Here is a 20,940-nt window from a genome sequence, read left to right as displayed (position 1 = left end):
GCGCGGGCGGACGCTCGGGACGGCCGTGAGCGGGCGTTGGGGGGCGTTCGGGTCGGGCGCGTGCGGGCCCGCGGGCGCTGGGGGCGCGCCCGGGTCGCCTCAGCCGGCCTCGCGCAGGGCCCGGCGGCAGAGGGAGTCGGCGTGCCGGGTGGTCTCCGGGATCCGGAAGCGCGGACTCAGGGCCAGGGTGTGCGCGGCCGCGTTGTCGAGGGAGACCCGGTGGCCCACGGAGACGTACACCGGCTTGATCCCGTCCTGCGTGCGCAGTGCCCGGCCGACCACGGAGCCGTCGGCGGCGCGGAGGGGCGAGGAGTCCCCCCTCCTGGCGCCCGGTTCCTCGTAGGTGAAGGTGAATGGATTCTTCGCGACGCCGATGGTCGCCAGTCCCGTGACCACGCCGAGGTGGCAGGCGAGCCCGAAGCCGCGCGGGTGTGCGAGCCCGTAGCCGTCGCAGACGACCAGCCCGGGGGGCGAGGTCAGCGCGTCCAGGGCGGCCAGGACGGTGGGCAGTTCCCGGAAGGCGAGCAGGCCCGGGACGTACGGGAAGCTCACGTGCCCCACGGCGGTCGCCTCCTCGACGACCTCCAGCGTGCGCGCGTCGAGGACGACGGCCGCGGCGGCGACCAGGTCGCGCTCGTCGTCGTAGGCCACGTCGACACCGGTCACCAGGCCCTGCCCGACCGGCGGTCCGGCCTCGGTGAGCACGACCTGGTGGCGCAGTCGGTCCTGTATCGCCCGGGCCTCGGCCTCGTCCGCGGGGGTCTTCACACTCGTCATGAGGTGCGAGAGTAGCCTGGCGATCATGTTCGTCATGGAGTTGAGCTACACCGCGCCCGTCGAAGCCGTCGAAGAGCACATGGACGCGCACCTCGCGTGGTTGGGCGGCTACTACGCCTCGGGCGTCTTCCTCGCCTCGGGCCGCAAGGTGCCGCGCGACGGCGGTGTGATCCTGGCGGGCGGGGTCTCCCGGGCCGAGATCGAGAAGATCGCCGCCGAGGACCCCTTCACGGTGGCGGGCGTCTGCGCCTACCGGATCACCGAGTTCATCGCGACCAGGACCTCGGCCGACCTGGCCGCGGTCCGCGAGGCTCCGCTCGCGTAGGACCTCTCGTCCCCGGGCGTGCGGAACCTCGTCGGACACGCCCCAGTACCGTGACCGGAAAGGTTCACCGGGTCACGGCACTACGCGCGGTCGCCCGGTTCCAACCGGGCGACCCGGCCCTTCTCCCCCGCCGCCCAGCACGCCAGGTCCGCGGTGCAGTCGACGGTGTCGAAGGAACCCGTGGCCAGCGGGCGCCAGCTGCGGCCCGCGTCGAGCGTGACGTCCGTACCGGTCGGCCCGACCGCCAGGGCCACGGTCGCCGTGTACGGGACCCAGGCCACCCCGGAGCGGTAGGCGGGCGGCGCCGAGCCGGCCGGCCGCCAGGTGCGGCCCGCGTCGACGGAGAGCGCCCCGGCCAGCGGGGACGGCTGGCCGGTGCGGTAGTCGCCGCCCACCGCGAGGCCGTGCCCGCGGTCGCGGAAGGCGAGCCCGAAGACCCCCTTGGCGGGGTCGCCCGCCGGCACGGTGGAATCGGCCGCGCTCCAGGTCAGCCCGCGGTCGGCCGAGTGCAGCACGCGCGCGTTCGCGCCGCCGCCGGTGGCTAGCCAGACGTCGGCCGGACCCGAGCTGACCAGGCACTGCCCGCTCGCGGCGAACCCGGCCTCGCCGGGAAGCGCGTCCGGCATCCCGGCGTTCGGCAGCACCCGCCAACTGCGGCCGCCGTCCGCCGTGGACAGGATCCGGAACTTCCCGTCCACCGGGTCGCTCACGGCCAGCCCGTGCGCGGGGTCGAAGAAGGTCAGGCAGTCGTAGAAGGCGCGGGGGTCGGGGTTGCGGAAGGTCTCGGTCCAGCTGGCCCCGCCGTCCTCGGTCCGCCAGACCCGGGAGTCCTGGCCCTCGCCGATGGAGAGGGCGACCGCGCGCCGCGCGTCGAAGGCCTCGATGTCGCGCAGCTCCAGGCCGGCGGCGCCGGGGGGCGAGACGTCCGCCCAGCTGCGCCCGCCGTCCAGGGTGCGCAGCACCTTGCCCTGGGATCCGGAGACCCAGGCCGTCGAGCGGTTCACCGCGGCCAGCCCGCGGAACCGGGCGTCCGTGGCGGTGGCCTTGAGGGACCACTCCAGACCGGAAGGGGATCCGGAGGCGAGGGCGGCCGACGGGCCGGGCGGGGCCGACGGACCGGGTAAGGGGGTGGTCCGCGCCTGGGCGGGAGCGGCGAGCACCCCGACCAGGGCTGCCGCGCACATGCCAACTGTCAGAAGTCTCATGGCGCCGGAAGCTAACGCACCCCGCGGTGGCCGTCCAGGGTGCCTCGCACCACCCTCACGGAGGGTGTCCGTACGGCAACACGAGTGATCGGTTGCGCTCGCGGAGTGAGCGGGATCCAGCCTTAGTTGAACCACTGCACAGACCCCCGGGCGCACCACTTCCCCTTGCGCCCCATGACCACAGCGAGCGGACCGTACGATCACACGACGGTGTTCCGGCCATTCGGTGACACAGCTCACGCCCTCCGCGCATGCACGGATTCGCGATTTCCCGCGTCTATCCGGATGCCGGGCCCCAGCCACAGTCCGGCAACCGATCGCCGCAAGGGAGCGAGCCTTGATCACCATCATCGAGCAGGCCGTGCAGGCCCGTCTGGTCGCCGCAGCGCCGAAGGTCGAGACCGTCCCCGTCACCTTCCATTACGACCGCTCGGACCCCTTCGCCGTCCGCATGGCCTTCCCCGCTCCGGCGACCCTCGAAGGCATCGAGGTGTCGTGGACCTTCGCCCGCGAACTGTTGGAGGCGGGCCTGGACCGCCCTTGTGGTCACGGCGACGTGCGGGTGCGGCCGTACGGATCGGGCCGGACCGTGGTGGAGTTCCACGCTCCGGAGGGTGTCGCCATCGTCCTGATGGCCGCCGCCGAGCTGCGCCGCTTCCTGGAGCGGGCCGCGGCCGTGGTCCCGCCGGGGCTGGAACACCTGTACCTGGACGTGGACCACAGCCTGGCCGAGCTGATGCGCGACTCCTGTTGACGCCTCCTTTCGACGTCCGCCGCTGACGTCTCCTTTCGACGTCCGCCGTCGGCGTCCGCCCTTGACGTCGACCCCCGACGCCGGCCGTTCGGCTCCGGCCGGCGAAAACCGTTTGCGGGGGGCTGAGGCCCCCCGTAGCTTCGTAGACGCCCCATTGCCGCCGAAACGGAGCAGGACATTGCTCGTCTGAGGTCCGAGACACCGACCCCCACAAGCCCTTCGTCAGGAGCGCTCGTCGTCGGCTGTCTCCCCGCGTTGCACTGCACCATTCACGCAACCTGGAGGCCTCCATGAGCCATGCCCCTACGTTCGTCACGTGTTCCGCCCTGTCCTTCGACTGGCCCGACGGGACCCCCGTCTTCGACGGGCTCCAGCTCGCCGTCGGCCCCGGCCGCACCGGCCTGATCGGTCTCAACGGCTCGGGCAAGTCCACCCTGCTCAAACTGATCGCGGGTGAACTGACCGCGGGCGACGGCCAGATCGCCGTCGCCGGCACGGTCGGCCACCTCCCCCAAGGGGTCACCCTCGACACCACGCTGCGCGTGGACGAGGCGCTCGGAATCGCCGCGGTCCGCACCGCCCTGCACGCCATCGAGGCGGGCGAGGCCAACGAGGCCAACTTCACCGCGGTCGGCGACGACTGGGACGTGGAGGAGCGGGCGACCGCCACCCTCGACCAGCTGGGGCTGGGCCGGATCGACCTCGACCGCACGGTCGGCGAGTTGTCCGGCGGCGAGTCCGTGCTGCTGCGACTGGCGGCCCTGCTGATCGCGCGGCCGGACGTCCTGCTGCTCGACGAACCCACCAACAACCTGGACCTGCGGGCCCGACGCCGGCTCTACGCCGCCGTCGACTCCTGGACCGGCGTCCTGGTCCTGGTCAGCCACGACCGGGAACTGCTGGACCGGGTGGACCAGATCGCCGAACTGCGCGAGGGCGAGGTCCGCTGGTACGGCGGGAACTTCAGCGCGTACGAGGAGGTGCTGGCCGCCGAGCAGGAGACCGCCGAGAGGCTGGTCCGGGTCGCCGAGGCCGACGTACAGCGCCAGAAGCGCGAACTGTCCGACGCCCACGTCAAGTTGGCCCGCCGCAAGCGGTACGGCCAGAAGATGAACGACACCAAGCGCGAGCCCAAGATCGTGATGGGCGAGCGGAAGCGACAGGCCCAGGTGTCCGCGGGCAAGCACCGCATCATGCACACCGAGAAGCTCGCGCAGGCGCGCGAACGGCTCGACCAGGCCGTGGAGGCGGTGCGCGACGACGACGAGATCCGCATCGAACTGCCCGCCACCCTGGTTCCGCCCGGGCGCGGCGTGCTGACCCTGCGCGGCCTGCACCTGGCGCACGCCGGCTCACCGGCCGTCCCCGAGGCGTGGGAACTACGCGGGCCGGAGCGGATCGCCCTGGTCGGACGCAACGGTTCGGGCAAGACCACCCTGCTGCGCACGGTGGCCGGGCTGGTCCCGCCGGTGGCCGGGGAGGCGGTGACGCACGTACCGGCGCGCTTCCTGCCGCAGCGGCTCGACGTCCTCGACGACGGGCTGTCGGTGGTGGAGAACGTGGCCCGGTTCGCGCCGCAGGCCACGAACAACGGGATCCGGGCGCGGCTCGCGCACTTCCTCTTCCGCGGCGCCCGGGCGGACCGGCTCGCGGGCACCCTGTCGGGCGGCGAGCGCTTCCGGGCGGCGCTCGCGGCGCTGCTCCTGGCCCAGCCGGCTCCGCAGCTACTGATGCTGGACGAGCCGACGAACAACCTGGACCTGGCGAGCGTACGGCAGTTGACGGAGGCGTTGGATTCGTACGAGGGGGCGCTCATCGTGGCCAGCCACGACGTGCCGTTCCTGGAATCGATCGGCATCACCCGCTGGCTGCTGCTCGACGACGAACTGCGCCCGACCACGGCGCAGGAGGTCCGCGAGTCCATGTGGCAGGACTGATCAGCACCCGGTGGGATCGGGCGGGGCCGACCCGCTCCACCCGTCGACGCGCCCGGCGCTCCCCCCTCCCGGGGCGGGGCGGCGGGCGCCCGTCGTCGTACCGCCGAGCCTTCCGAGGGAGTCTTCCGGCACCGACAGGTCGCCGCGTGTGACACTTGCACTACTGAACGTAGCGTAAGTAGGTGCACAGTGCCACTAGCCGCATGACCGCCTACCGCTTTCTCAGGGCATTCCAGGAGAGGGGAACCGCGCCATGCCACCGAGGAGCACGCCGACCGCCCGGCAGCAGCGCCTGGGCGCCGAGCTGCGCAGACTCCGCGAGCGGTCGGGCACGACCGTGCAACAGGCCGCGGCGCTGCTGGGGGTGGACCGCACCCGCATCCCCAACATCGAGTCCGGCCGGCTCGGCATCACCGCGGAGCGGGTCCGCACGCTGGCCCACCACTACGCCTGCCCCGACGCCGCGCTCGTGGACCTGCTCGCGGGGATGACCCGGGAGCGCGACAAGGGGTGGTGGGAGGAGCATCGCGCCCTGCTACCGCCGGGGTTGCTCGACATCTGCGAACTGGAGCACCACAGCGTCGAGTTGCACACGGCCGTGACCGCGCACATACCCGGCCTGTTGCAGACCGAGGCCCACGCGCGGGCGGTCTTCGAAACCGCCGACCCGCCGCTCCCGGCGGCCGAGGTGCGGGCCCGGCTGGCGCTGCGCATGGGCCGGCGGCAGATCTTCGCGCGCGAGCGGCCCCCGACCTACGAAGCGGTGGTGCACGAAGCGGCGCTGCGCATGCGGTTCGGCGGGCCGGGAGCGGCCCGGGCGCAACTGGAGCACATCCTGGCGGAGTCGGAGCGCGAGCGCACGACGATCCGGGTGATCCCCTTCACCGCGGGCGGCCTGCCCGGCGCGGGCCAGTCGTTCACCTACGCCGCGGCGACGATGAGCCAGCTGGACACCGTGCAGCTCGACAGCGCGCACGGGTCGGCGCTCCTGGACTCGCAGGGGGAGCTGCTGCGCTACCGGGGGCTGCTGGAGCGGCTCCGGGGCCTGTCACTGACCGCGACCGCCTCCCGCGATGCCATCCGCGCGATCGCGCGGGACCTGTGAGGCCCGCGCGGAAGCGGTGAACCCGCCGCGCACGGGACCCGTGTGCGCACCGGAGGGACACCACAGGGCGCCACGCACACCACGAAGCATCACGAAGCACCACGCAGACCACGCATCACCGCGGACACGACGATGCACCACGAACGCGAACACCACCGACGCGAACACCACGGACACCGGAAGAAGGACGACATGAGCGCGACGACCACTGCGGCCACCGCGGCCACCGCCCCCGCCATCGACTGGGACCGGGCCTTCTGCAGCGAGGGCGCGAACTGCTTCCGCTTCGGCCTGGACGCCGACGGCAGGGCCTACATCGGCACGACCGGCTCCGCCGCCTACGTCTCGGACTCGACGGAAGCGCTCCGCGCGCTGATCACAGCGGTCAAGGGGGGCGCCGCGGATCACCTTCTGGTGTGACTTTGCGCGTCCCGGCGACGCCTAGAACTGCATACATAACCGGACGTAACCAGGCACCCCCAGGGGTGGGGCTTGGTTCCTCTTGATGCCGCGCTTAACCTACGGGTTCGTAGGCTACGGAACCGTAGGTATTCGCTTTGTCCCCAGGAGCACCCGTGACGATCACCTCTCCCCACCTCGGCAGCTCGGAGGCGTGGACCGACGCCAAGCTGCTGTTCGCGCTGGAAGAGGTGGTGGAGAAAGAGCTCAACCGTCACCTGAAGGTGACGAAGGACTGGATGCCCCACGAGTACGTTCCGTGGAGCGACGGGCGCAATTTCCCGGGGTTCTTCGAGGACGGCGAGGAGTGGGCGGTCGGCCAGTCCAAGGTCACCGACATCGGCCGCACGGCACTGGTGGTCAACCTCCTCACCGAGGACAACCTCCCCAGCTACCACCACGAGATCGCTTCCCTCTTCGGTCGCAACGGCGCCTGGGGCACCTGGGTGCACCGCTGGACCGCCGAGGAGGGGCGCCACGGCATCGTGATGCGCGACTACCTGCTCGCGTCCCGCGCGGTGGACCCGGACAAGCTCGAAGAGTTCCGGATGATGCACATGGCGGAGGGCTTCGAGTCCGACAACCGGCACTCGATGCTGCACTCGGTGGCGTACGTCGCCTTCCAGGAACTGGCCACCCGCATCTCGCACCGCAACACCGGCCACCAGTCGGGCGACCCGGTCTGCGACCGGATGCTCGCCCGCATCGCGGCCGACGAGAACCTGCACATGATCTTCTACCGCAACCTGCTCGGCGCCGCCTTCGAGCTGGCCCCGGACCTGACGATGCAGGCCGTGCGCGACGTGGTCGTCGACTTCCGGATGCCGGGACACGGCATGCCGGGCTTCGAGCGGGCCGCGGCGCAGATGGCCATCGGCGGCATCTACAACATGCGCATCCACCACGACGACGTACTGAGCCCCGTGCTCCGCTTCCTCAAGGTCATGGACATCGACGGCCTCGGCCCCGACGGCCGGCAGGCCCAGGACGAGCTGGGCATGTACATGGCCGGCCTGGACTCCGAGGCCCGCAAGTTCGACGAGCGCCTCGCCGCCCGCGCGGCGCGCATCGCGGCCCGCAAGGCCTGATCGCGAGCGGTCGGGGCGGCCGGGGCCCGGTCCCGCGCCGTGTGAAGTGTGAAGTGTGACGGCGGTCCCCCGGCAGAGCCCCGCTCTGCCGGGGGACCGCCGCGTTCGTGAGCGGAGCCGCCGGGCCGACGCGTCAACCGCGCGGGCGCAGGGCGTGGCGTTCACCCTCCGAGAGACCGCCCCAGACACCGAAGCGCTCATCGTTGGCCAGGGCGTACTCCAGGCAGGCGACCCGTCCCTCGCAGGCTCCGCACAGGCGCTTCGCGTCCCGCAGGGAGGACCCGGGCTCCGGGAAGAAGAAGCCGGGGCCCGTCTGCGCGCAGAGTGCCAGTTCGTACCAGGAGACGTCCGTCGTCGCCGTCGCCGTGCGTTCGCTCGTGTTCATCGACATGCGCAGATACTCACCGCGCCGGATGTACGTCCGATCAACGACCGATCAACAGGGCCGCACGGCGTCGTTGATCACCCCGGTCGGCGCCCCGGTCGGCGCCCCCGATCGGGGGCGCGTCAGTCCTCAGTCCTCAGTCCTCGTGCCGGGCGCGGCTCGGCTGGACCCGCTTCGGTTCGCCCGGCATCTTCGGGTGGTCCGGGGGGTAGGGCATGTCGCCCATGCCGCGCTCGTGCTCGTCGCGGTCCGCCAGGGCCAGGACCGCTTCCAGGCCGAAGGCGTGGTCGTCCATGTCCGCGTGGACGTCGCCCAGCTCGGCGAAGCGCTTCGGCATCGTCACGATGTCGAAGTCACGCGGCTCGGCCGCGTCCACCTCGTCCCAGCGCAGGGGCGCGGAGACCGGGGCGTGGGGGCGGGGCCGGACGGAGTAGGCCGAGGCGATGGTGCGGTCGCGCGCGGTCTGGTTGTAGTCGACGAAGATCCGCTCGCCCCGCTCCTCCTTCCACCAGGCGGTGGTGACCTTGCCGGGCATCCGGCGCTCCAGCTCCCGGCCCAGCGTGATCGCGCAGCGCCGGACCTCGGCGAAGGTCCAGCGGGGCTCGATCGGCACGAAGACGTGCAGGCCCCGGCCCCCCGACGTCTTGGGCCAGCCGCGCAGGCCCAGCTCTTCCAGCAGCGCGCGCAGCTCGTGGGCCACCGCCACCGCGTGGTGGTAGTCCGTCCCCGGTTGCGGATCGAGGTCGATGCGCAACTCGTCGGGACGGTCGGTGTCCGCGCGTCGCACCGGCCACGGGTGGAAGGTCAAGCAGCCGAGGTTCGCGGCCCAGAGCACGGCGGCCGGCTCGGTCGGGCAGATCTCGTCGGCCGTCCGCCCGCTGGGGAAGGCGATGTGGGCGGTCGGGATCCACTCGGGCAGGTTCTTCGGCGCGCGCTTCTGGAAGAAGGACTCGCCGTCCACCCCGTCCGGGAACCGCTCCAGGGTCGTCGGCCGGTCACGCAGGGCGCGCGTGATGCCCTCCGCCACGGCCAGGTAGTACTGGGCGACGTCCAGCTTGGTCAGACCTCGCTCGGGAAAGTAGACCTTGTCCGGGCTCGACAGCCGTACGGCCCGCCCGCCCGCTTCCAGCTCGATCGCCTTGCCCGCAGCACCCATGTGCGCCACGGTAGGCGGGCCCGGCACACCTCGCATACCGGGCGCGGCGGGACGTAGCGCCGCAGAATCGGTAGGGACGGGTCGTCCAGAAGGTCAGGACGACCGAGAAGACCAGGTGGAGGTGGCGTGGACCTGCCCGTGATGCCCCCGGTGAAGCCGATGCTCGCGAAGTCCGTGCCCGAGATTCCCGCGGGCATGCAGTACGAGGCGAAGTGGGACGGCTTCCGCGCCATCGTCCACCGGGACGGCGACGAGATCGAGATCGGCAGCCGCACCGGCAAGTCCCTGACCCGCTACTTCCCCGAACTGGTCACGGCGTTCCGGGAGGAGCTGCCCCCGCGCTGCGTCGTGGACGGGGAGATCGTCATCGTTCAGGGAGGACGGCTGGATTTCGACCGCCTGACCGAACGCATCCATCCCGCGGCGTCCCGCGTCACCCTACTGGCCGGTACCGCCCCGGCCAGCTTCATCGCCTTCGACCTGCTCGCGCTCGGCGACGAGGCCCTCCTCGACACCCCGCTCGCCGACCGGCGCACCGCACTCGCCCGCTCCCTGTCCACGGCCCGTCCCCCCGTTCATCTGGCGCCCGCGACCACCGACCGCGCGCTCGCGCAGGAGTGGTTCGAGCGGTTCGAGGGCGCCGGGCTCGACGGGGTGATCGCGAAACCGCTCGATCTGCCCTACCGGCCCGATGCCCGCCTCATGTTCAAGATCAAGCACGAGCGTACGGCCGACACCGTCGTCGCGGGTTTCCGTTTCCACAAGAGCGGTCCGATCATCGGATCGCTCCTGCTCGGCCTCCACGACGAGCACGGCGCGCTCCAACACGTGGGCGTCTGCGCCGCCTTCCCCATGAAGCGCCGCGCCGAAATGGTGGAGGAGCTGGCCCCCCTGCGCCTGCCGAGCCCCGAGGGCCACCCGTGGGCGGCCTGGGCCGAGGAGTCCGCCCACGAGAGCGCCCGCCTCCCGGGCGCCCAGAGCCGCTGGACCGGCAAGAAGGACCTCTCCTGGGTACCGTTGCGCCCGGAACACGTACTGGAGGTCGCGTACGACACCCTTTCCTACACCGCGACCCAGGCCCCCCGGTTCAGGCACACGGCCCGTTTCCGGCGCTGGCGCCCGGACCGTACCGCCGCATCGTGCACCTACGAGCAACTCGAAGAACCCGAGTACAACTTGGGCGACATCCTCCCCTCGTGACCTCGCCGTCCACCCGGTCAGCCGTCCCACGCCCAGGCCACCCGCACGTCACCACGGGGCGCGCCTCGCCTCCGAGCGGTACCGCGAGCCATAGCTTGTGGGCCATGACACGGACTCCGGGGACCGGGCGGCGAGCGGGCGCGGCTCTGGCGGTGGCGCTCGCGGCGCTCGCGGCGCTCGCGGCGATGGCGAGCGCACCGGGGGCCCTCGCGGCGCCGGCGCCGAACGCCTCCGCACAACTGGGCGCCTTCGCCTTCGCCTTCGCCTACGTCGCGAACCTCCGCTCCGACACCGTCTCGGTGATCGACACGCGTACCGACACGGTCGTGGACAGCGTTCGCGTGGGTGACGGGCCCGACAGCGTGGCCGTGACTCCCGACGGCGCGCAGGCGGTGACGCCGCGCGAGCGCGGTCCGGGAACCACGGGACAGTGATCCTCCGGCGCGCGTAGGGTCCCCACGACCGGGGACCCGCCCTGCTCGCCCCTCACGGCTCCGGGAGGGGCGAGGTGAGCTTCTCCCACTGCTCGCGGTCCGGGCCGGCCGTGCCGGGAGCGTAGTCGGGGCGCTGCGCCAACCACCGCGCGACCCGGGCCCGGATCTCCGGATCGGCGTAGGCCCGCTCCGGCGGGTCGACCAGGTGCCGCACCCGCGCCCGGGCCCGCATCACCTCCGGGTCGTCCAGGGCGCAGTCGAACAGCGCGGCCGTCTCGCGGGCCGTACCGGTGCGGCCGGCCCGGGTCGCGAACCGCTCCCCCACCGCCGCGTCCGCCACCACCTGGAAGTCGAACCACGGCTTGAGCGTGCGCACCGCCCACGCGTGGTGCTCGGCGGCGAAACGTGCCGACCCCGGGTCGCGGTGCGCCGTACGGGCCACGCGCAGCGCGGCCCACAGGGCGAGCGAGGTGCCCTGCGCCAGGGTCGGGTTGGTGTGGGTGATCGCGTCCCCGATCGGCACGAGCCCGCTGACCACCGGTCCCCGTTCGTCGACCAGCGCGCTCCACCGGTTGTCCAGGCCCGCCGTGGCCATGACCTCGGACAGCGGTTCGGCGCCCAGCTCCAGCCAGGCCGCACCGGGCGGGAAGGCCCGCGCCACGGCCTCGAAGACGGCCGGATCCCGCAGCGCGGTGCGGGTCTCGTCCTGCGTGTGGACGAAGAGGGTCACCGCGAACGTCCCGTTGTCGGCCGGGAAGACGGCGCATCCGGCGAAGGGGCCGCCGGTCACCGCCCACGGGCGGCGCGGGCCCTCCGGGCGCCCCTCGGGCAAGCGGTACCAGCGGCAGAAGTAGGCGATCCCCGTGCGGTGGCGCTCCACGACCGCCGGACGGCAGCCGACCGGCGCGAGCCAGCGTTCGACGCCGCCACGCCGCCCGCCCGCGTCGACGACGAGGTCGCCCTCGTACGCCCCCAGCGCCGTCTCCACCCCCGTCACCCGCACACAGGCCCCGGCCGGACCGGCCCCGGCCCCCGCTCTCGCCGCGCGCTCCGTCAGCAGCCCGGTGACCGGCTCGCCGTACCGCGTGACCACCCCGGACTCGCCGCGCAGCGCGGTGACCAGGGCGCTCTCCAGCACGATGCGCCGGGCCTGGAGCATGACGAGGTCCTCGTCCCCGGGCCGGGCGGGCGGGCGTTCGTCGAACCAGTCCAGTTCGTGCCGCTCCCGGGCACCGAGGCGGAGCATCTCCCGGTACACGTCCGGCAGTACGTCGCGCAGCAGCGTGCGCGCCGCCCCGAGCAGGACGTGGGGCTGCGTCGCCTGCGGTACGGAAGGGCGCCGCCAACCGAAGAAGTCCCGGTCCAGGGCGGTTCCCGGGGCCCGGCTGTCGCGCTCGAACAGCTCGGCCGTGTGCCCGTGCCGCGCCGCGAGCAGGGCGGTGGCCAACCCTCCGACACCGCCGCCGATGACCAGCACATGTGCCATTGCGTCCCCCAGAGCCGAAGGTGCGGAGCGAGCGGTACGACGATCAGATCGCCTCCAGAGCCTGTGCGGACCGGGCCCGAGCGAAACCCGCACACACGAGCGAGCGCCTGGTGGGAGGAGGCACACCGGGACCCACCGGACGCCGTCACCTCACCCGGTGGTCACTCCCGTCGCCGTCGCCCGGGCCTCCCCCACCCGGGCCTCCCCCGCACGAACCTCCGCCGCCCGGACCTCCGCCGCCGTCAGATCCGCGTTGATCTCCATCCCCGCGCGCACCCCCTGCGCGGCCGCGGCGATCACGGTGTCCGTCGGCGAGGTCACGTTGCCCGCCACCCACACCCGCGAGCGCCGTCGCCCCGCCCGGCCCCGCCTCGACCGCGGTGCCGAGGTCATGACCGTCGCGCTCCTGCCGTACGGCCGTGATCCCCAGGCTGCTGAGCACCCCCGAACGGGCCGTGAACCGCGGGGCCACGACCAGCGCCTCGCACACGACGGCCGCCCCGCCCGCCAGGGTCACGCCCGCCAGTCGGTCCTGCCCGGTCAGCGTGAGCCCCCGGACCTCCCCCTCCACCACCGCGACGCCCCGCGCGGCCAGCGCCGCCCGGTCGCCCTCCGGCACCCGCCAGGTGTGCGCGAGCAGGGTGACCCGCGGGGTCCACTGCCGCCACAGGTGTGCCTGGTGCACCGCGAGCGGACCGGTGGCCAGGACCGCGAGCGGGCGGTCCCGCCACTCCCAGCCGTCGCAGTAGGGACAGTGCAGTACGTCGCGGCCCCAGCGGGCGGCGAGGCCCGGTACCTCGGGCAGCTCGTCGCGCAGACCGGTGGCCACCAGGAGCCGCGCGGCGCGGACCGTGGAACCGTCGCCGAGGCGCACCAGGAAACCACCGCCGGGCAACCGGTCGGCGGCGATGGCCGTACCGGGAACGATCCGGGCGCCGTAGCCGATCGCCTCCGCCCGCCCCCGGGACAGCAGCTCCGCCGGGGGTACGCCGTCGTGGCCGAGATATCCGTGCATGTGTGCGGCCGGGGCGTTGCGGGGGCTGCCCGAGTCGATCACCAGGACCGAGCGCCGGGCGCGGGCCAGGGTCACCGCCGCGCCCAGCCCCGCGGCCCCGCCACCCACGACCACGACCTCCACGTCCACGTCCACCTCCGCCCCGGCCCCGGCCCCGTCCGCACCAGCACCCGCACCCGCACCCGCATCGTTCGTCCTCATGAGGTGAGGATGCGGGCCCGGAATCCCGCTTGACAAATGGTGTTGCCGAACCGGCAAATGGGATCATGGTTGCCGCCGAGAACGACGCGTCCGCGGGGTCCGACGAAGAGGACCTGGCACGGGTGCTCACCACCGTGGGACCACGCCTGCGCTCCCTGCGGCAGGAGCGCGGGACCACCCTCGCCCAGCTCAGCGAGGCCACCGGCATCTCCCTCTCCACGCTCTCCCGGCTGGAGTCCGGACGCCGCCGGCCCACCCTGGAGCTGCTGCTCCCGCTGGCCAAGGCCCACCGCGTCGCGCTCGACGAGCTGGTCGGCGCCCCGGACACCGGGGACCCGCGGGTCCGCCCGCGCCCCTTCGTCCGGCACGGGACCACGTACATCCCGCTGACCAGGAACTTCGGCGGGGTGCACGCCTTCAAGCAGATCCTCCCGCCCGCCACCGAGCCGGTCCGCAACCCGCGGCTGGGCGTGCACGAGGGCTACGAGTGGCTGTACGTCCTGTCCGGACGGTTGCGCCTGGTGCTCGGCGACCACGACCTGGTGCTCGGCGCCGGGGAGGCCGCCGAATTCGACACCCGCACCCCGCACGCCTTCTTCAACGCGGTCGCGCAACCCACCGAGTATCTGAGCCTGTTCGGGCCGCAGGGCGAGCGGATCCATGTGCGGGCCAGGCCCACCACGCGGGACAAGGACGCATCCTGACCGCGGCGCATAAGGCGCCTCCCCGACGCCTCCCCGACGCCTCCCCGACGTCCCGCCGAGGGCGGGTCACGTCAGGTCGAGCACGGCCTTGCCGTGGAGCCGGCGCCCCAGCAGGGCCGCGACCGCTTCCCCGGCCCGCTCCCAGCTTCCGCGCCAGGCGATCTGCGGGTCCAGTTCGCCCGACGCCACCAGGCCCGCCAGGCGGGTCAGGTCCGGGGCGAGGTCCGTGCAGGCGAGCAGGAAGAAGGTGGTGAGGGTGCGGTCGTGGCGTCCCTGGTCACCGAAGAAGGCACCGTACGGGAACGCCTCCCCCGTGTCCGTCGCGTGCCCCACGGACACCAGCGTGCCGCGCTCGGCCAACCGCGCGTAGGCATCGACCAGTTGACCGCCGCCCACCAGGTCGATGACGCCGTCGACCGGCTCGCCGACCGCCGCCGGGGCCGCCACCACCTCGTGCGCGCCGAGGGCCCGCAGGCCCGGGCCGTACGCGTCCGGGTCGCCGGTCGACGCGATGACGTGGGCGCCTCCGAGGCGGGCCAGCTGGAGGGCGTACCGGCCGACGCCGCCCGTGGCGCCGGTGACCAGCACCCGCCTGCCGAGGATCGGGCCGAGCCGGTGCAGGGCCCGCAGGGCGCTGGCGCCCGCCACGGGGACGGTGCTGAGGGCGCCCGGGTCCGCACCGGCGGGGGCCGGCCCCGTCAGGGCGGTGTCCACCGCCCTGAGTTCGGCCCACGCCCCCTCCGCGCCGAGCGTCACCACGGGGGTGCCGACGGGCGGGCCCGAGCCGTCGGCGGCGGCGCGTTCCACCACCCCGGCCGCGTCCCAGCCGAGCACCGCGCCGTCGGGAGCGCCATCGAGTCCGTGGCGCACCTCGCCGAAGTTGAGCGAGGTCGCGGTCACCCGGACGAGCGCCTGATGGGCGGCGGGACGGGGGTCGGGGGCCGTTCCGAGGCGCAGGCCTCCGGGAGCGGAACGGTCGACGAGCAGGGCGCGCATGGGTGTGGTGCCTTTCCTCCGGGACGGGTGGCCGCGGGTGCGGCCGCACCGGTGGCCCGCTTCGCGATTGCGCCACTCAGTGGCATAAACCTATAGGAGGCGTTCGCGTCTTGGTTACACTGGCCCCGATGACTACCGATTCTCCGCCGCACGCGGGCGCCGAGCGCCCCTCGCTGCGCGAACGCAAGAAGGCCCGCACCCGCCGGGCCCTGGTCGACGCGGCCCTGGACCTGTTCACGCGGCGCGGCTTCGACGGCGCGACCCTCGACGAGCTGTGCGACGCGGTCGACGTGTCCAAACGGACGTTCTTCCGCTACTTCAGCAGCAAGGAGGACGTGGCGATGGCGCCGACCCAGGACCTGTGGGCGGCCTTCCTCGACGACCTGGAGACCCGCGAACCCGGCGGCCGTCCCCTCCTGGAGATGCTCCAGGAGGCCCTGTCGGCCGCGCTCGCCTCGATGCCGGACGACGGCTGGCCGGAACAGGTCCGCCTCGGCCGCCGCCTCGCGGCCGACACCCCGTCGATGGGCGCGCACGGCCTGGCCTTCTGCGACCGCACCAGCCGTACGGCGCTCGCGACCCTGCACCGGCGGTTCGTCTTCGAGGACCCCGGCGACCCGCGCCCGCGGCTGGCCCTCGACGTCCTGGTGGCGGCGTTCCACTGCGCCCTGGAGTCCTGGACCGCCGCTACCGGGGCGCCCTCGCGCACCGCACTCGCCGCGCGCCTGCGCGAAGCCTTCGCCGCGGTCCCCGGCAGCCTGACCTTGACCGCCGCCCCACGCACCTCCCCCGCACCCGCACCCGCACCCGACGCCAGGGCCTGAGGGGCGCCGCGCACCCGCCCGCTACGACCGCACTGCCGCCCGCGGCGCGAAATTGCCCTCGCTCAGGTCCTCCGCCAGCAGCCGCTTCGCGATCGCGTCGGCCGCCACCCGCAGTTCGGCGCTGCGCGGCCGGCCGCGGTCGCGCTCCAGCTGGTCACCGAGCCAGTCGGCCCAGGCGGCGGAGATCACCCCGGCCTCGCGCGCACCGGCCGGGGTGTGCGAGAAGAAGCTGCCCTCCCGCGTCAGGTAGCCCTCCGCCACCATCCGGTCGAAGACGGGCACCAGCACCTCCGCGGGCAGCGAGCGACGGGAGGCGATCAGACCGAGGCTGGCGTAGCCGACCGTGCGGGTCAGCAGGTCCACCTGCATGACCGCCCACGCGCCCGCCATGTCGAGCCGGGTGTCGGAGGCGCTGACGATGCCCCGCGCCTGCTCCGGACCCATGGTCCGGACGATCCTGCCCACCGCCAGTTCCAGCAGCTTGGCCGAATCCCCGGAGGCCGTCACCGGTGAGGCGAAACCGTCGCCCATGTCGGTCGAGCCGGCCTTGGCGGTGTCGCGCAGCGCGACCTGCTTGAGGAAGAGCGCGACGACGAAGCCCACCGCCGCGACCGGCACCGTCCACAGGAAGACGGTCTGCAACGCGTCCGTGTACGCGGAGATCACCGGGGTGGCCGCGGCCGGCGGCAGCCCGTGCACGCCCTTCGGGTTCCCCGCCTGGGCGGCGATCTGTGCCGGGTCGCCGCCCGTGGCCCTGGCCGCCTCGGCCACGGCCGAGGTCAGGGCGGGCCCGAGGCTGTTGGCGTAGATGGTGCCGAAGACCGCGGTGCCGAAGGCACTGCCCAGGGTCCGGAAGAAGGTGACGCCCGAGGTGGCGGTACCGAGGTCGGCGTAGTCCACGGTGTTCTGCACGGCGATGGTCAGGACCTGCATCGACAGCCCGATCCCGACGCCGAGCACGAACATGTACAGCGATTCGAGGGCGACGCCGGTCCCCGGGCCCATCCGCGAGAGCAGGTAGAGCCCGATGCCCATGACCAGGGAACCCACGATGGGGAAGATCCGGTACCGCCCGGTCTTGCTCGTGACGTTGCCGCTGAAGACGGAGGCGATCAACAGGCCGAAGACCAGCGGCAGGGTCCGCACGCCCGAGATCGTGGCCGAATCCCCGTCCACGTACTGGAGGTAGGTCGGCAGGAAGGTCATCGCGCCCAGCATCGCGAAGCCGACGACGAAGCTCAGTACGGAGCACACCGTGAAGACCGGGTTGCGGAACAACCGCATGGGCAGCATCGGTTGGGCCGCGCGGGTCTCGGCCAGGCAGAACAGGGCGAGTGCGAGCACCCCGCCCACGAAGAGACCGATGATGGCCGGCGAACTCCAGGCGTACTCGTTGCCGCCCCAACTCGTCCCCAGGATCAGCGCGCTGGAGCCGATCGCGACGAGGGCGATGCCGAGGTAGTCGATCGCCGGCCGCGCGCCCGACCGTACCGAGGGGATCGTCCGGGCCGCGGCCACCACCACCAGGACGGCGATCGGCACATTGACGTAGAAGGCCCAGCGCCAGCTCAGGTGGTCGGTGAACAGCCCGCCCAACAGGGGCCCGATGACCGTCGCGACGCCGAACACGGCGCCGATCGCACCCTGGTACTTGCCCCGCTCGCGCAGCGGCACCACATCGGCGATCAGGGCCATGGAGGTGACCATCAGGCCGCCCGCACCGATGCCCTGCACGCCCCGCCACACGATGAGCAGGAGCATGTTGCTCGCCAGGCCGCAGAGGAACGAGCCGGTGATGAAGACGACCGCGGAGATCTGGAAGATGACCTTGCGCCCGAAGAGGTCGCCGAACTTGCCCACCAACACCGTGGCGACGGTCTCCGCGAGGAGGTACGAGGTCACCACCCAGGACATGTGGTCGCCGCCGCCGAGATCCGCCACGATCGTGGGCAGGGCGGTGCCCACGATCGTCTGGTCGAGGGCTGCCAACAGCACGCCGAGCATGATCGTGCCGAAGATGACGTTGCGCCGGCGCCGGTCGAGCACGGGCGGCGCGGCGGCTATCGCGGGAGCTGTGGTCACATCTCGCACTCTCACAGCGCCGCCGCCCGGCCGCATGCGGCGCTCGGCCGAACGGGTCACCCCGCAGACCCGGGCGCCGGCCCCCGAAAGGGATCGGCGCAGAGGGTCAGCGCAGGTAGGACAGGCCCGGATGGTCCTGCACGTAGCCGTCCAGCAGGCGCCGGGCCACCGCCACCGAGTCCACCAGCGGGTGCAGCGCGAAGGCCTTGACCGCGTCCCGGCGCGAGCCGCTGGCCGCGGCCGCCAGCACCTCCCGCTCGACGCCCTTGACCGCGGTCACCAGACCGACCGCGTGATAGGGCAGCGGATCGACGGCCACCGGATGCGCGCCGTTGGCGTCGACCAGGCAGGGCACCTCGATGACGGCCTGCGGGTCGAGCACCGACAGGGTGGTGCGGTTGCGGACGTTGAGGATCAGCGTGGCGCGCTCGTCCCTGGCGATGGCCCGCATCAGCGCGAGCGCGACCTTCTCGTACCCGCCGGACTCCAGGTCGCTCCCCTCCCGGTCCCCGGCGCCCGCCGCGTCACGGTTCTCGGCCATGTAGGTGGCCTCGCGCTCGGCCCGGGTGCGGTCCCACGCGGCGAGCGCCGCGCCGGGCCGCTGCCCGGGGCGCTCCGCCTCGGCGTAGAAGGCCCGCTGCTGGTCGCGCAGGAAGGCGCCGCGGGTCTGCCGGGCCTCCTGGTACGCCCGGACCGTCTCGCGGTTGAAGTAGTAGTAGTGCAGGTACTCGTTCGGGATCGCGCCGAGCGAGCGCAGCCACTCCGCGCCGAAGAGCCGCCCCTCCTCGAAGGACTCCAGGGCGGCGGTGTCGGCCAGCAGCCGGGGCAGCTCGTCGCGGCCGGCGACGTGCAGGCCGCGGACCCAGCCCAGGTGGTTGAGGCCGACGTAGTCGATCCAGGCCTCTTCGGGGCGGGCGCCGAGGAGCCGGGCGATCCGGCGCCCGAGGCCCACCGGGGAGTCGCAGATCCCGATGACCCGGTCGCCCAGCTCCTCGGCCATCGCCTCGGTGACGAGCCCGGCCGGATTGGTGAAGTTGATGACCCAGGCCCCGGGTGCGACGCGGGCCACCCGGCGCGCGATCTCCCGCGCCACCGGCACCGTGCGCAGGCCGTACGCGATCCCGCCCGCGCCGACGGTCTCCTGGCCCAGCACTCCCTCGGCCAGCGCGACCCGCTCGTCCGTGGCGCGCCCGTCCAGGCCGCCGACGCGGATGGCGGAGAAGACGAAGTCGGCCCCGCGCAGGGCCTCGTCGAGGTCCTTGGTCGCGATCACCTCCGGCGCGTCGGAGACCCCCGCGGCGGCGGCCTGGTCCGCGAGCACCCGGGCCATGGCGGCGAGGCGGCCGGGATCGGCGTCGTAGAGCGTCACGCGGGTCACCCGGCCCTCGGCATGGTCGCCGAGCAGGGCCCCGTACACCAGCGGTACCCGGAAACCGCCCCCGCCGAGGATCGTCAGCCGCACGCCCAACCGCCCTTCGCCCGCGCGGCGTCGCCCGCCGCGCTCCGGGCCCGGGCTCCGAGGAGCGCTCCGAGCCCGTACCAGCCGTCCCGTGCCACGCATCGTGACACGGCTCCCGCGCCACGCGTCCGTGCCACGTTCGGTGACACGGACGGCGGCGGGTGCGGCGCGGCCTTCCGTGCCACGTTCCGTGGCACCAGTGTCACCCGCTCGGTCAGTCGAGCGGCGACGGCACGGCGCGCAGTCGCGCCGAGGTCTGCGGCGGACGCCCGGCCGCGACCGGCGCGGGTCCGATCGGTACGCCCTGCGGCGCCGACAGGATCAGCGTGACCCGGGTCAGCCCCATCGCGTCCAACATACGGCCGGATTCCGCCACCATCCGGCAGCGTGCCACGCCCCACCGCGGGTCGGGGTGGCGCACGGAACGCACCGCTCCGTCGCGCTCGGCCGCATCGGCCCCGTAGGTGCTGAGCCAGTGCGGGACGCCGTAGCGGTAGGCGGCCTCCATGAACGGGTCGCGGGCCACCTCCTGGCGGATGCTCCGCAGCCCCTCGTCGTCGGGGCCGGCGGCCAGGCTGGTCGCGAACTGCGCGAGCAGCGGTACGCACCAGCCCGGTTCGTGGTCCTCCAGCACGGCCGCGGCGTCCGGGTGGAACAGCACGAAGCGCAGGAAGTTGTCGTCGGGCAGCGCCGTGGGATGCGGGCGAACGGCTTGGAAGAGCTGGTCGAAGGCCGAGTTCGTGAGCGCCACGTCCCAGCGGTGGTCGACCAGGAAGCTCGGGTAGGGCACCGCCTCCATGAGCGCGGCGTAGTCGCGCAGGTAGTCCCGCTGTGCCGGGTCGGCGGGCAGCCGGTTCTCCTCGGCGGCGCGCCAGGTCGGCGGCGGATCGCGGTCCACCATGACGCGGAAGAGCCAGAAGCACTGGCGCTCGCTCATCTCCAGCGCTTCGGCGAGGGCGAGCAGCTTGCGGTCCGTCCACTCCTTGACCAGGCCGCGTTCCCAATTCCCGTACGCACGGACGCTGATGCGCAGACGGGCGGCCATGTCCTCCTGGCTGAGGTTCAGCTCTTCGCGCCGCTGGCGCAAAATCTCCTTGCGTCGCTCCGACCGCACCGCGCCACGGACGGGCTCTTCACCCGTCAGGCGCCCCTCACCGGCTCGGGCGAGGCCATCGGACGGGCCCACCGCTGCGAGATGTGGCACCGAGAGCTCCCCCTTCCTCACGGTCTGGATCTTCATTTCCGTGTGGCGATCCTGCTACCGACTTCATTCGAGTGTCAACTATTGTGGCAATTCCAGCCTCGTGACGGCTCATTCACGCCACAGCTGTGGCAAGTTCTAGCCCTT

General features: G+C 73.1%; 19 protein-coding genes and 1 pseudogene. 10 read left to right on the top strand and 10 right to left on the bottom strand.

Annotated elements, in window-relative coordinates:
- Nucleotides 1-99: 99 nt before the first annotated feature.
- Entirely contained in the window at nucleotides 100-777 is a 678-nt protein-coding gene (locus ACIBEA_RS00240) for an endonuclease V (RefSeq protein ID WP_399256260.1), read from the bottom strand.
- 25 nt (nucleotides 778-802) lie between these two features.
- Here ACIBEA_RS00240 and ACIBEA_RS00235 point away from each other — a divergent pair, with 25 nt between their 5' ends.
- A complete protein-coding gene (locus ACIBEA_RS00235; protein ID WP_399256258.1) occupies nucleotides 803-1,102 on the top strand; it encodes a YciI family protein in 300 nt (99 codons plus the stop codon).
- A gap of 80 nt (nucleotides 1,103-1,182) precedes the next feature.
- On the opposite strand, the gene ACIBEA_RS00230 is transcribed toward ACIBEA_RS00235, so the two are convergent.
- The gene (locus ACIBEA_RS00230; RefSeq protein WP_399256256.1) at nucleotides 1,183-2,307 is read right to left on the bottom strand and encodes a WD40/YVTN/BNR-like repeat-containing protein; all 1,125 of its coding nucleotides are present in this window, start codon (nucleotides 2,305-2,307) and stop codon (nucleotides 1,183-1,185) included.
- Between the two features lie 337 nt (nucleotides 2,308-2,644).
- Here ACIBEA_RS00230 and ACIBEA_RS00225 point away from each other — a divergent pair, with 337 nt between their 5' ends.
- The 5 genes from ACIBEA_RS00225 (at nucleotide 2,645) to ACIBEA_RS00205 (ending at nucleotide 7,650) form a co-directional block, all read left to right on the top strand.
- Entirely contained in the window at nucleotides 2,645-3,061 is a 417-nt protein-coding gene (locus tag ACIBEA_RS00225) for an SsgA family sporulation/cell division regulator (RefSeq protein WP_354380835.1), read from the top strand.
- 290 nt (nucleotides 3,062-3,351) lie between these two features.
- Complete coding sequence (locus ACIBEA_RS00220) at nucleotides 3,352-4,998, top strand: ABC-F family ATP-binding cassette domain-containing protein (protein WP_399256254.1); 1,647 nt, start codon at nucleotides 3,352-3,354, stop codon at nucleotides 4,996-4,998.
- 253 nt (nucleotides 4,999-5,251) lie between these two features.
- On the top strand, nucleotides 5,252-6,103 hold the full coding sequence (locus ACIBEA_RS00215) for a helix-turn-helix domain-containing protein (RefSeq protein WP_399256252.1): 852 nt from the start codon (nucleotides 5,252-5,254) through the stop codon (nucleotides 6,101-6,103).
- Between the two features lie 192 nt (nucleotides 6,104-6,295).
- The gene (locus ACIBEA_RS00210; RefSeq protein ID WP_399256250.1) at nucleotides 6,296-6,523 is read left to right on the top strand and encodes a hypothetical protein; all 228 of its coding nucleotides are present in this window, start codon (nucleotides 6,296-6,298) and stop codon (nucleotides 6,521-6,523) included.
- Nucleotides 6,524-6,678: 155 nt separating this feature from the next.
- The gene (locus tag ACIBEA_RS00205) at nucleotides 6,679-7,650 is read left to right on the top strand and encodes an acyl-ACP desaturase (protein ID WP_399256248.1); all 972 of its coding nucleotides are present in this window, start codon (nucleotides 6,679-6,681) and stop codon (nucleotides 7,648-7,650) included.
- A 133-nt stretch (nucleotides 7,651-7,783) separates the two neighbouring features.
- On the opposite strand, the gene ACIBEA_RS00200 is transcribed toward ACIBEA_RS00205, so the two are convergent.
- Both ACIBEA_RS00200 and ligD read right to left on the bottom strand, forming a co-directional pair.
- Complete coding sequence (locus tag ACIBEA_RS00200) at nucleotides 7,784-8,041, bottom strand: WhiB family transcriptional regulator (protein WP_385772264.1); 258 nt, start codon at nucleotides 8,039-8,041, stop codon at nucleotides 7,784-7,786.
- Nucleotides 8,042-8,171: 130 nt separating this feature from the next.
- Complete coding sequence (gene ligD / locus ACIBEA_RS00195) at nucleotides 8,172-9,191, bottom strand: non-homologous end-joining DNA ligase (RefSeq protein ID WP_399256246.1); 1,020 nt, start codon at nucleotides 9,189-9,191, stop codon at nucleotides 8,172-8,174.
- Between the two features lie 126 nt (nucleotides 9,192-9,317).
- On the opposite strand from ligD, the gene ACIBEA_RS00190 reads away from it, so the two are divergent.
- A complete protein-coding gene (locus ACIBEA_RS00190) occupies nucleotides 9,318-10,391 on the top strand; it encodes an ATP-dependent DNA ligase (RefSeq protein WP_399256244.1) in 1,074 nt (357 codons plus the stop codon).
- A gap of 104 nt (nucleotides 10,392-10,495) precedes the next feature.
- On the top strand, nucleotides 10,496-10,825 hold the full coding sequence (locus tag ACIBEA_RS00185; protein WP_399256242.1) for a hypothetical protein: 330 nt from the start codon (nucleotides 10,496-10,498) through the stop codon (nucleotides 10,823-10,825).
- Between the two features lie 52 nt (nucleotides 10,826-10,877).
- Here the strand turns inward: ACIBEA_RS00185 and ACIBEA_RS00180 are convergent, their stop codons facing one another.
- Complete coding sequence (locus ACIBEA_RS00180; protein ID WP_399256240.1) at nucleotides 10,878-12,311, bottom strand: NAD(P)/FAD-dependent oxidoreductase; 1,434 nt, start codon at nucleotides 12,309-12,311, stop codon at nucleotides 10,878-10,880.
- A 150-nt stretch (nucleotides 12,312-12,461) separates the two neighbouring features.
- A pseudogene (locus ACIBEA_RS00175) lies at nucleotides 12,462-13,527 on the bottom strand (NAD(P)/FAD-dependent oxidoreductase).
- Nucleotides 13,528-13,592: 65 nt separating this feature from the next.
- Between ACIBEA_RS00175 and ACIBEA_RS00170 the strand changes: the two are divergent.
- On the top strand, nucleotides 13,593-14,231 hold the full coding sequence (locus ACIBEA_RS00170; protein WP_399256239.1) for a helix-turn-helix domain-containing protein: 639 nt from the start codon (nucleotides 13,593-13,595) through the stop codon (nucleotides 14,229-14,231).
- A 66-nt stretch (nucleotides 14,232-14,297) separates the two neighbouring features.
- Here ACIBEA_RS00170 and ACIBEA_RS00165 read toward each other — a convergent pair whose 3' ends face one another.
- Nucleotides 14,298-15,227: a zinc-binding dehydrogenase gene (locus ACIBEA_RS00165; RefSeq protein ID WP_399256237.1), complete on the bottom strand. Its 930-nt coding sequence runs from the start codon at nucleotides 15,225-15,227 to the stop codon at nucleotides 14,298-14,300.
- Nucleotides 15,228-15,355: 128 nt separating this feature from the next.
- Here ACIBEA_RS00165 and ACIBEA_RS00160 point away from each other — a divergent pair, with 128 nt between their 5' ends.
- The gene (locus tag ACIBEA_RS00160; protein WP_399256235.1) at nucleotides 15,356-16,051 is read left to right on the top strand and encodes a TetR/AcrR family transcriptional regulator; all 696 of its coding nucleotides are present in this window, start codon (nucleotides 15,356-15,358) and stop codon (nucleotides 16,049-16,051) included.
- A 21-nt stretch (nucleotides 16,052-16,072) separates the two neighbouring features.
- Here ACIBEA_RS00160 and ACIBEA_RS00155 read toward each other — a convergent pair whose 3' ends face one another.
- The 3 genes from ACIBEA_RS00155 to ACIBEA_RS00145 all read right to left on the bottom strand — a co-directional run bounded on the left by ACIBEA_RS00155 (nucleotide 16,073) and on the right by ACIBEA_RS00145 (nucleotide 20,796).
- A complete protein-coding gene (locus ACIBEA_RS00155) occupies nucleotides 16,073-18,169 on the bottom strand; it encodes an MDR family MFS transporter (RefSeq protein WP_399257866.1) in 2,097 nt (698 codons plus the stop codon).
- 70 nt (nucleotides 18,170-18,239) lie between these two features.
- Nucleotides 18,240-19,595, bottom strand: a complete 1,356-nt coding sequence (locus ACIBEA_RS00150; RefSeq protein ID WP_399256233.1) for a 6-phospho-beta-glucosidase — start codon at nucleotides 19,593-19,595, stop codon at nucleotides 18,240-18,242.
- Between the two features lie 211 nt (nucleotides 19,596-19,806).
- Nucleotides 19,807-20,796: a helix-turn-helix domain-containing protein gene (locus ACIBEA_RS00145; RefSeq protein WP_399256231.1), complete on the bottom strand. Its 990-nt coding sequence runs from the start codon at nucleotides 20,794-20,796 to the stop codon at nucleotides 19,807-19,809.
- Nucleotides 20,797-20,940: the final 144 nt, after the last annotated feature.

This window comes from Streptomyces sp. NPDC051555 (genome assembly GCF_044454405.1).
Lineage (GTDB): Bacteria > Actinomycetota > Actinomycetes > Streptomycetales > Streptomycetaceae > Streptomyces.
The sequence above is the reverse complement of the archived record's forward strand: the minus strand, read 5'-3'. Positions and strand labels throughout refer to the sequence as shown.

What these genes read in the sequence shown, in the direction of transcription:
- ACIBEA_RS00185 (WP_399256242.1), top strand. Translation starts at nt 10,496, where the DNA reads ATGACACGGACTCCGGGGACCGGGCGGCGAGCGGGCGCGGCTCTGGCG.
- ACIBEA_RS00220 (WP_399256254.1), top strand. Translation starts at nt 3,352, where the DNA reads ATGAGCCATGCCCCTACGTTCGTCACGTGTTCCGCCCTGTCCTTCGAC.
- ACIBEA_RS00200 (WP_385772264.1), bottom strand. Translation starts at nt 8,041, where the DNA reads ATGTCGATGAACACGAGCGAACGCACGGCGACGGCGACGACGGACGTC.
- ACIBEA_RS00155 (WP_399257866.1), bottom strand. Translation starts at nt 18,169, where the DNA reads ATGCGGCCGGGCGGCGGCGCTGTGAGAGTGCGAGATGTGACCACAGCT.
- ACIBEA_RS00180 (WP_399256240.1), bottom strand. Translation starts at nt 12,311, where the DNA reads ATGGCACATGTGCTGGTCATCGGCGGCGGTGTCGGAGGGTTGGCCACC.
- ACIBEA_RS00235 (WP_399256258.1), top strand. Translation starts at nt 803, where the DNA reads ATGTTCGTCATGGAGTTGAGCTACACCGCGCCCGTCGAAGCCGTCGAA.
- ACIBEA_RS00240 (WP_399256260.1), bottom strand. Translation starts at nt 777, where the DNA reads ATGACGAGTGTGAAGACCCCCGCGGACGAGGCCGAGGCCCGGGCGATA.
- ACIBEA_RS00210 (WP_399256250.1), top strand. Translation starts at nt 6,296, where the DNA reads ATGAGCGCGACGACCACTGCGGCCACCGCGGCCACCGCCCCCGCCATC.
- ACIBEA_RS00165 (WP_399256237.1), bottom strand. Translation starts at nt 15,227, where the DNA reads ATGCGCGCCCTGCTCGTCGACCGTTCCGCTCCCGGAGGCCTGCGCCTC.
- ACIBEA_RS00230 (WP_399256256.1), bottom strand. Translation starts at nt 2,307, where the DNA reads ATGAGACTTCTGACAGTTGGCATGTGCGCGGCAGCCCTGGTCGGGGTG.
- ACIBEA_RS00170 (WP_399256239.1), top strand. Translation starts at nt 13,593, where the DNA reads ATGGTTGCCGCCGAGAACGACGCGTCCGCGGGGTCCGACGAAGAGGAC.
- ligD (WP_399256246.1), bottom strand. Translation starts at nt 9,191, where the DNA reads ATGGGTGCTGCGGGCAAGGCGATCGAGCTGGAAGCGGGCGGGCGGGCC.
- ACIBEA_RS00215 (WP_399256252.1), top strand. Translation starts at nt 5,252, where the DNA reads ATGCCACCGAGGAGCACGCCGACCGCCCGGCAGCAGCGCCTGGGCGCC.
- ACIBEA_RS00160 (WP_399256235.1), top strand. Translation starts at nt 15,356, where the DNA reads ATGACTACCGATTCTCCGCCGCACGCGGGCGCCGAGCGCCCCTCGCTG.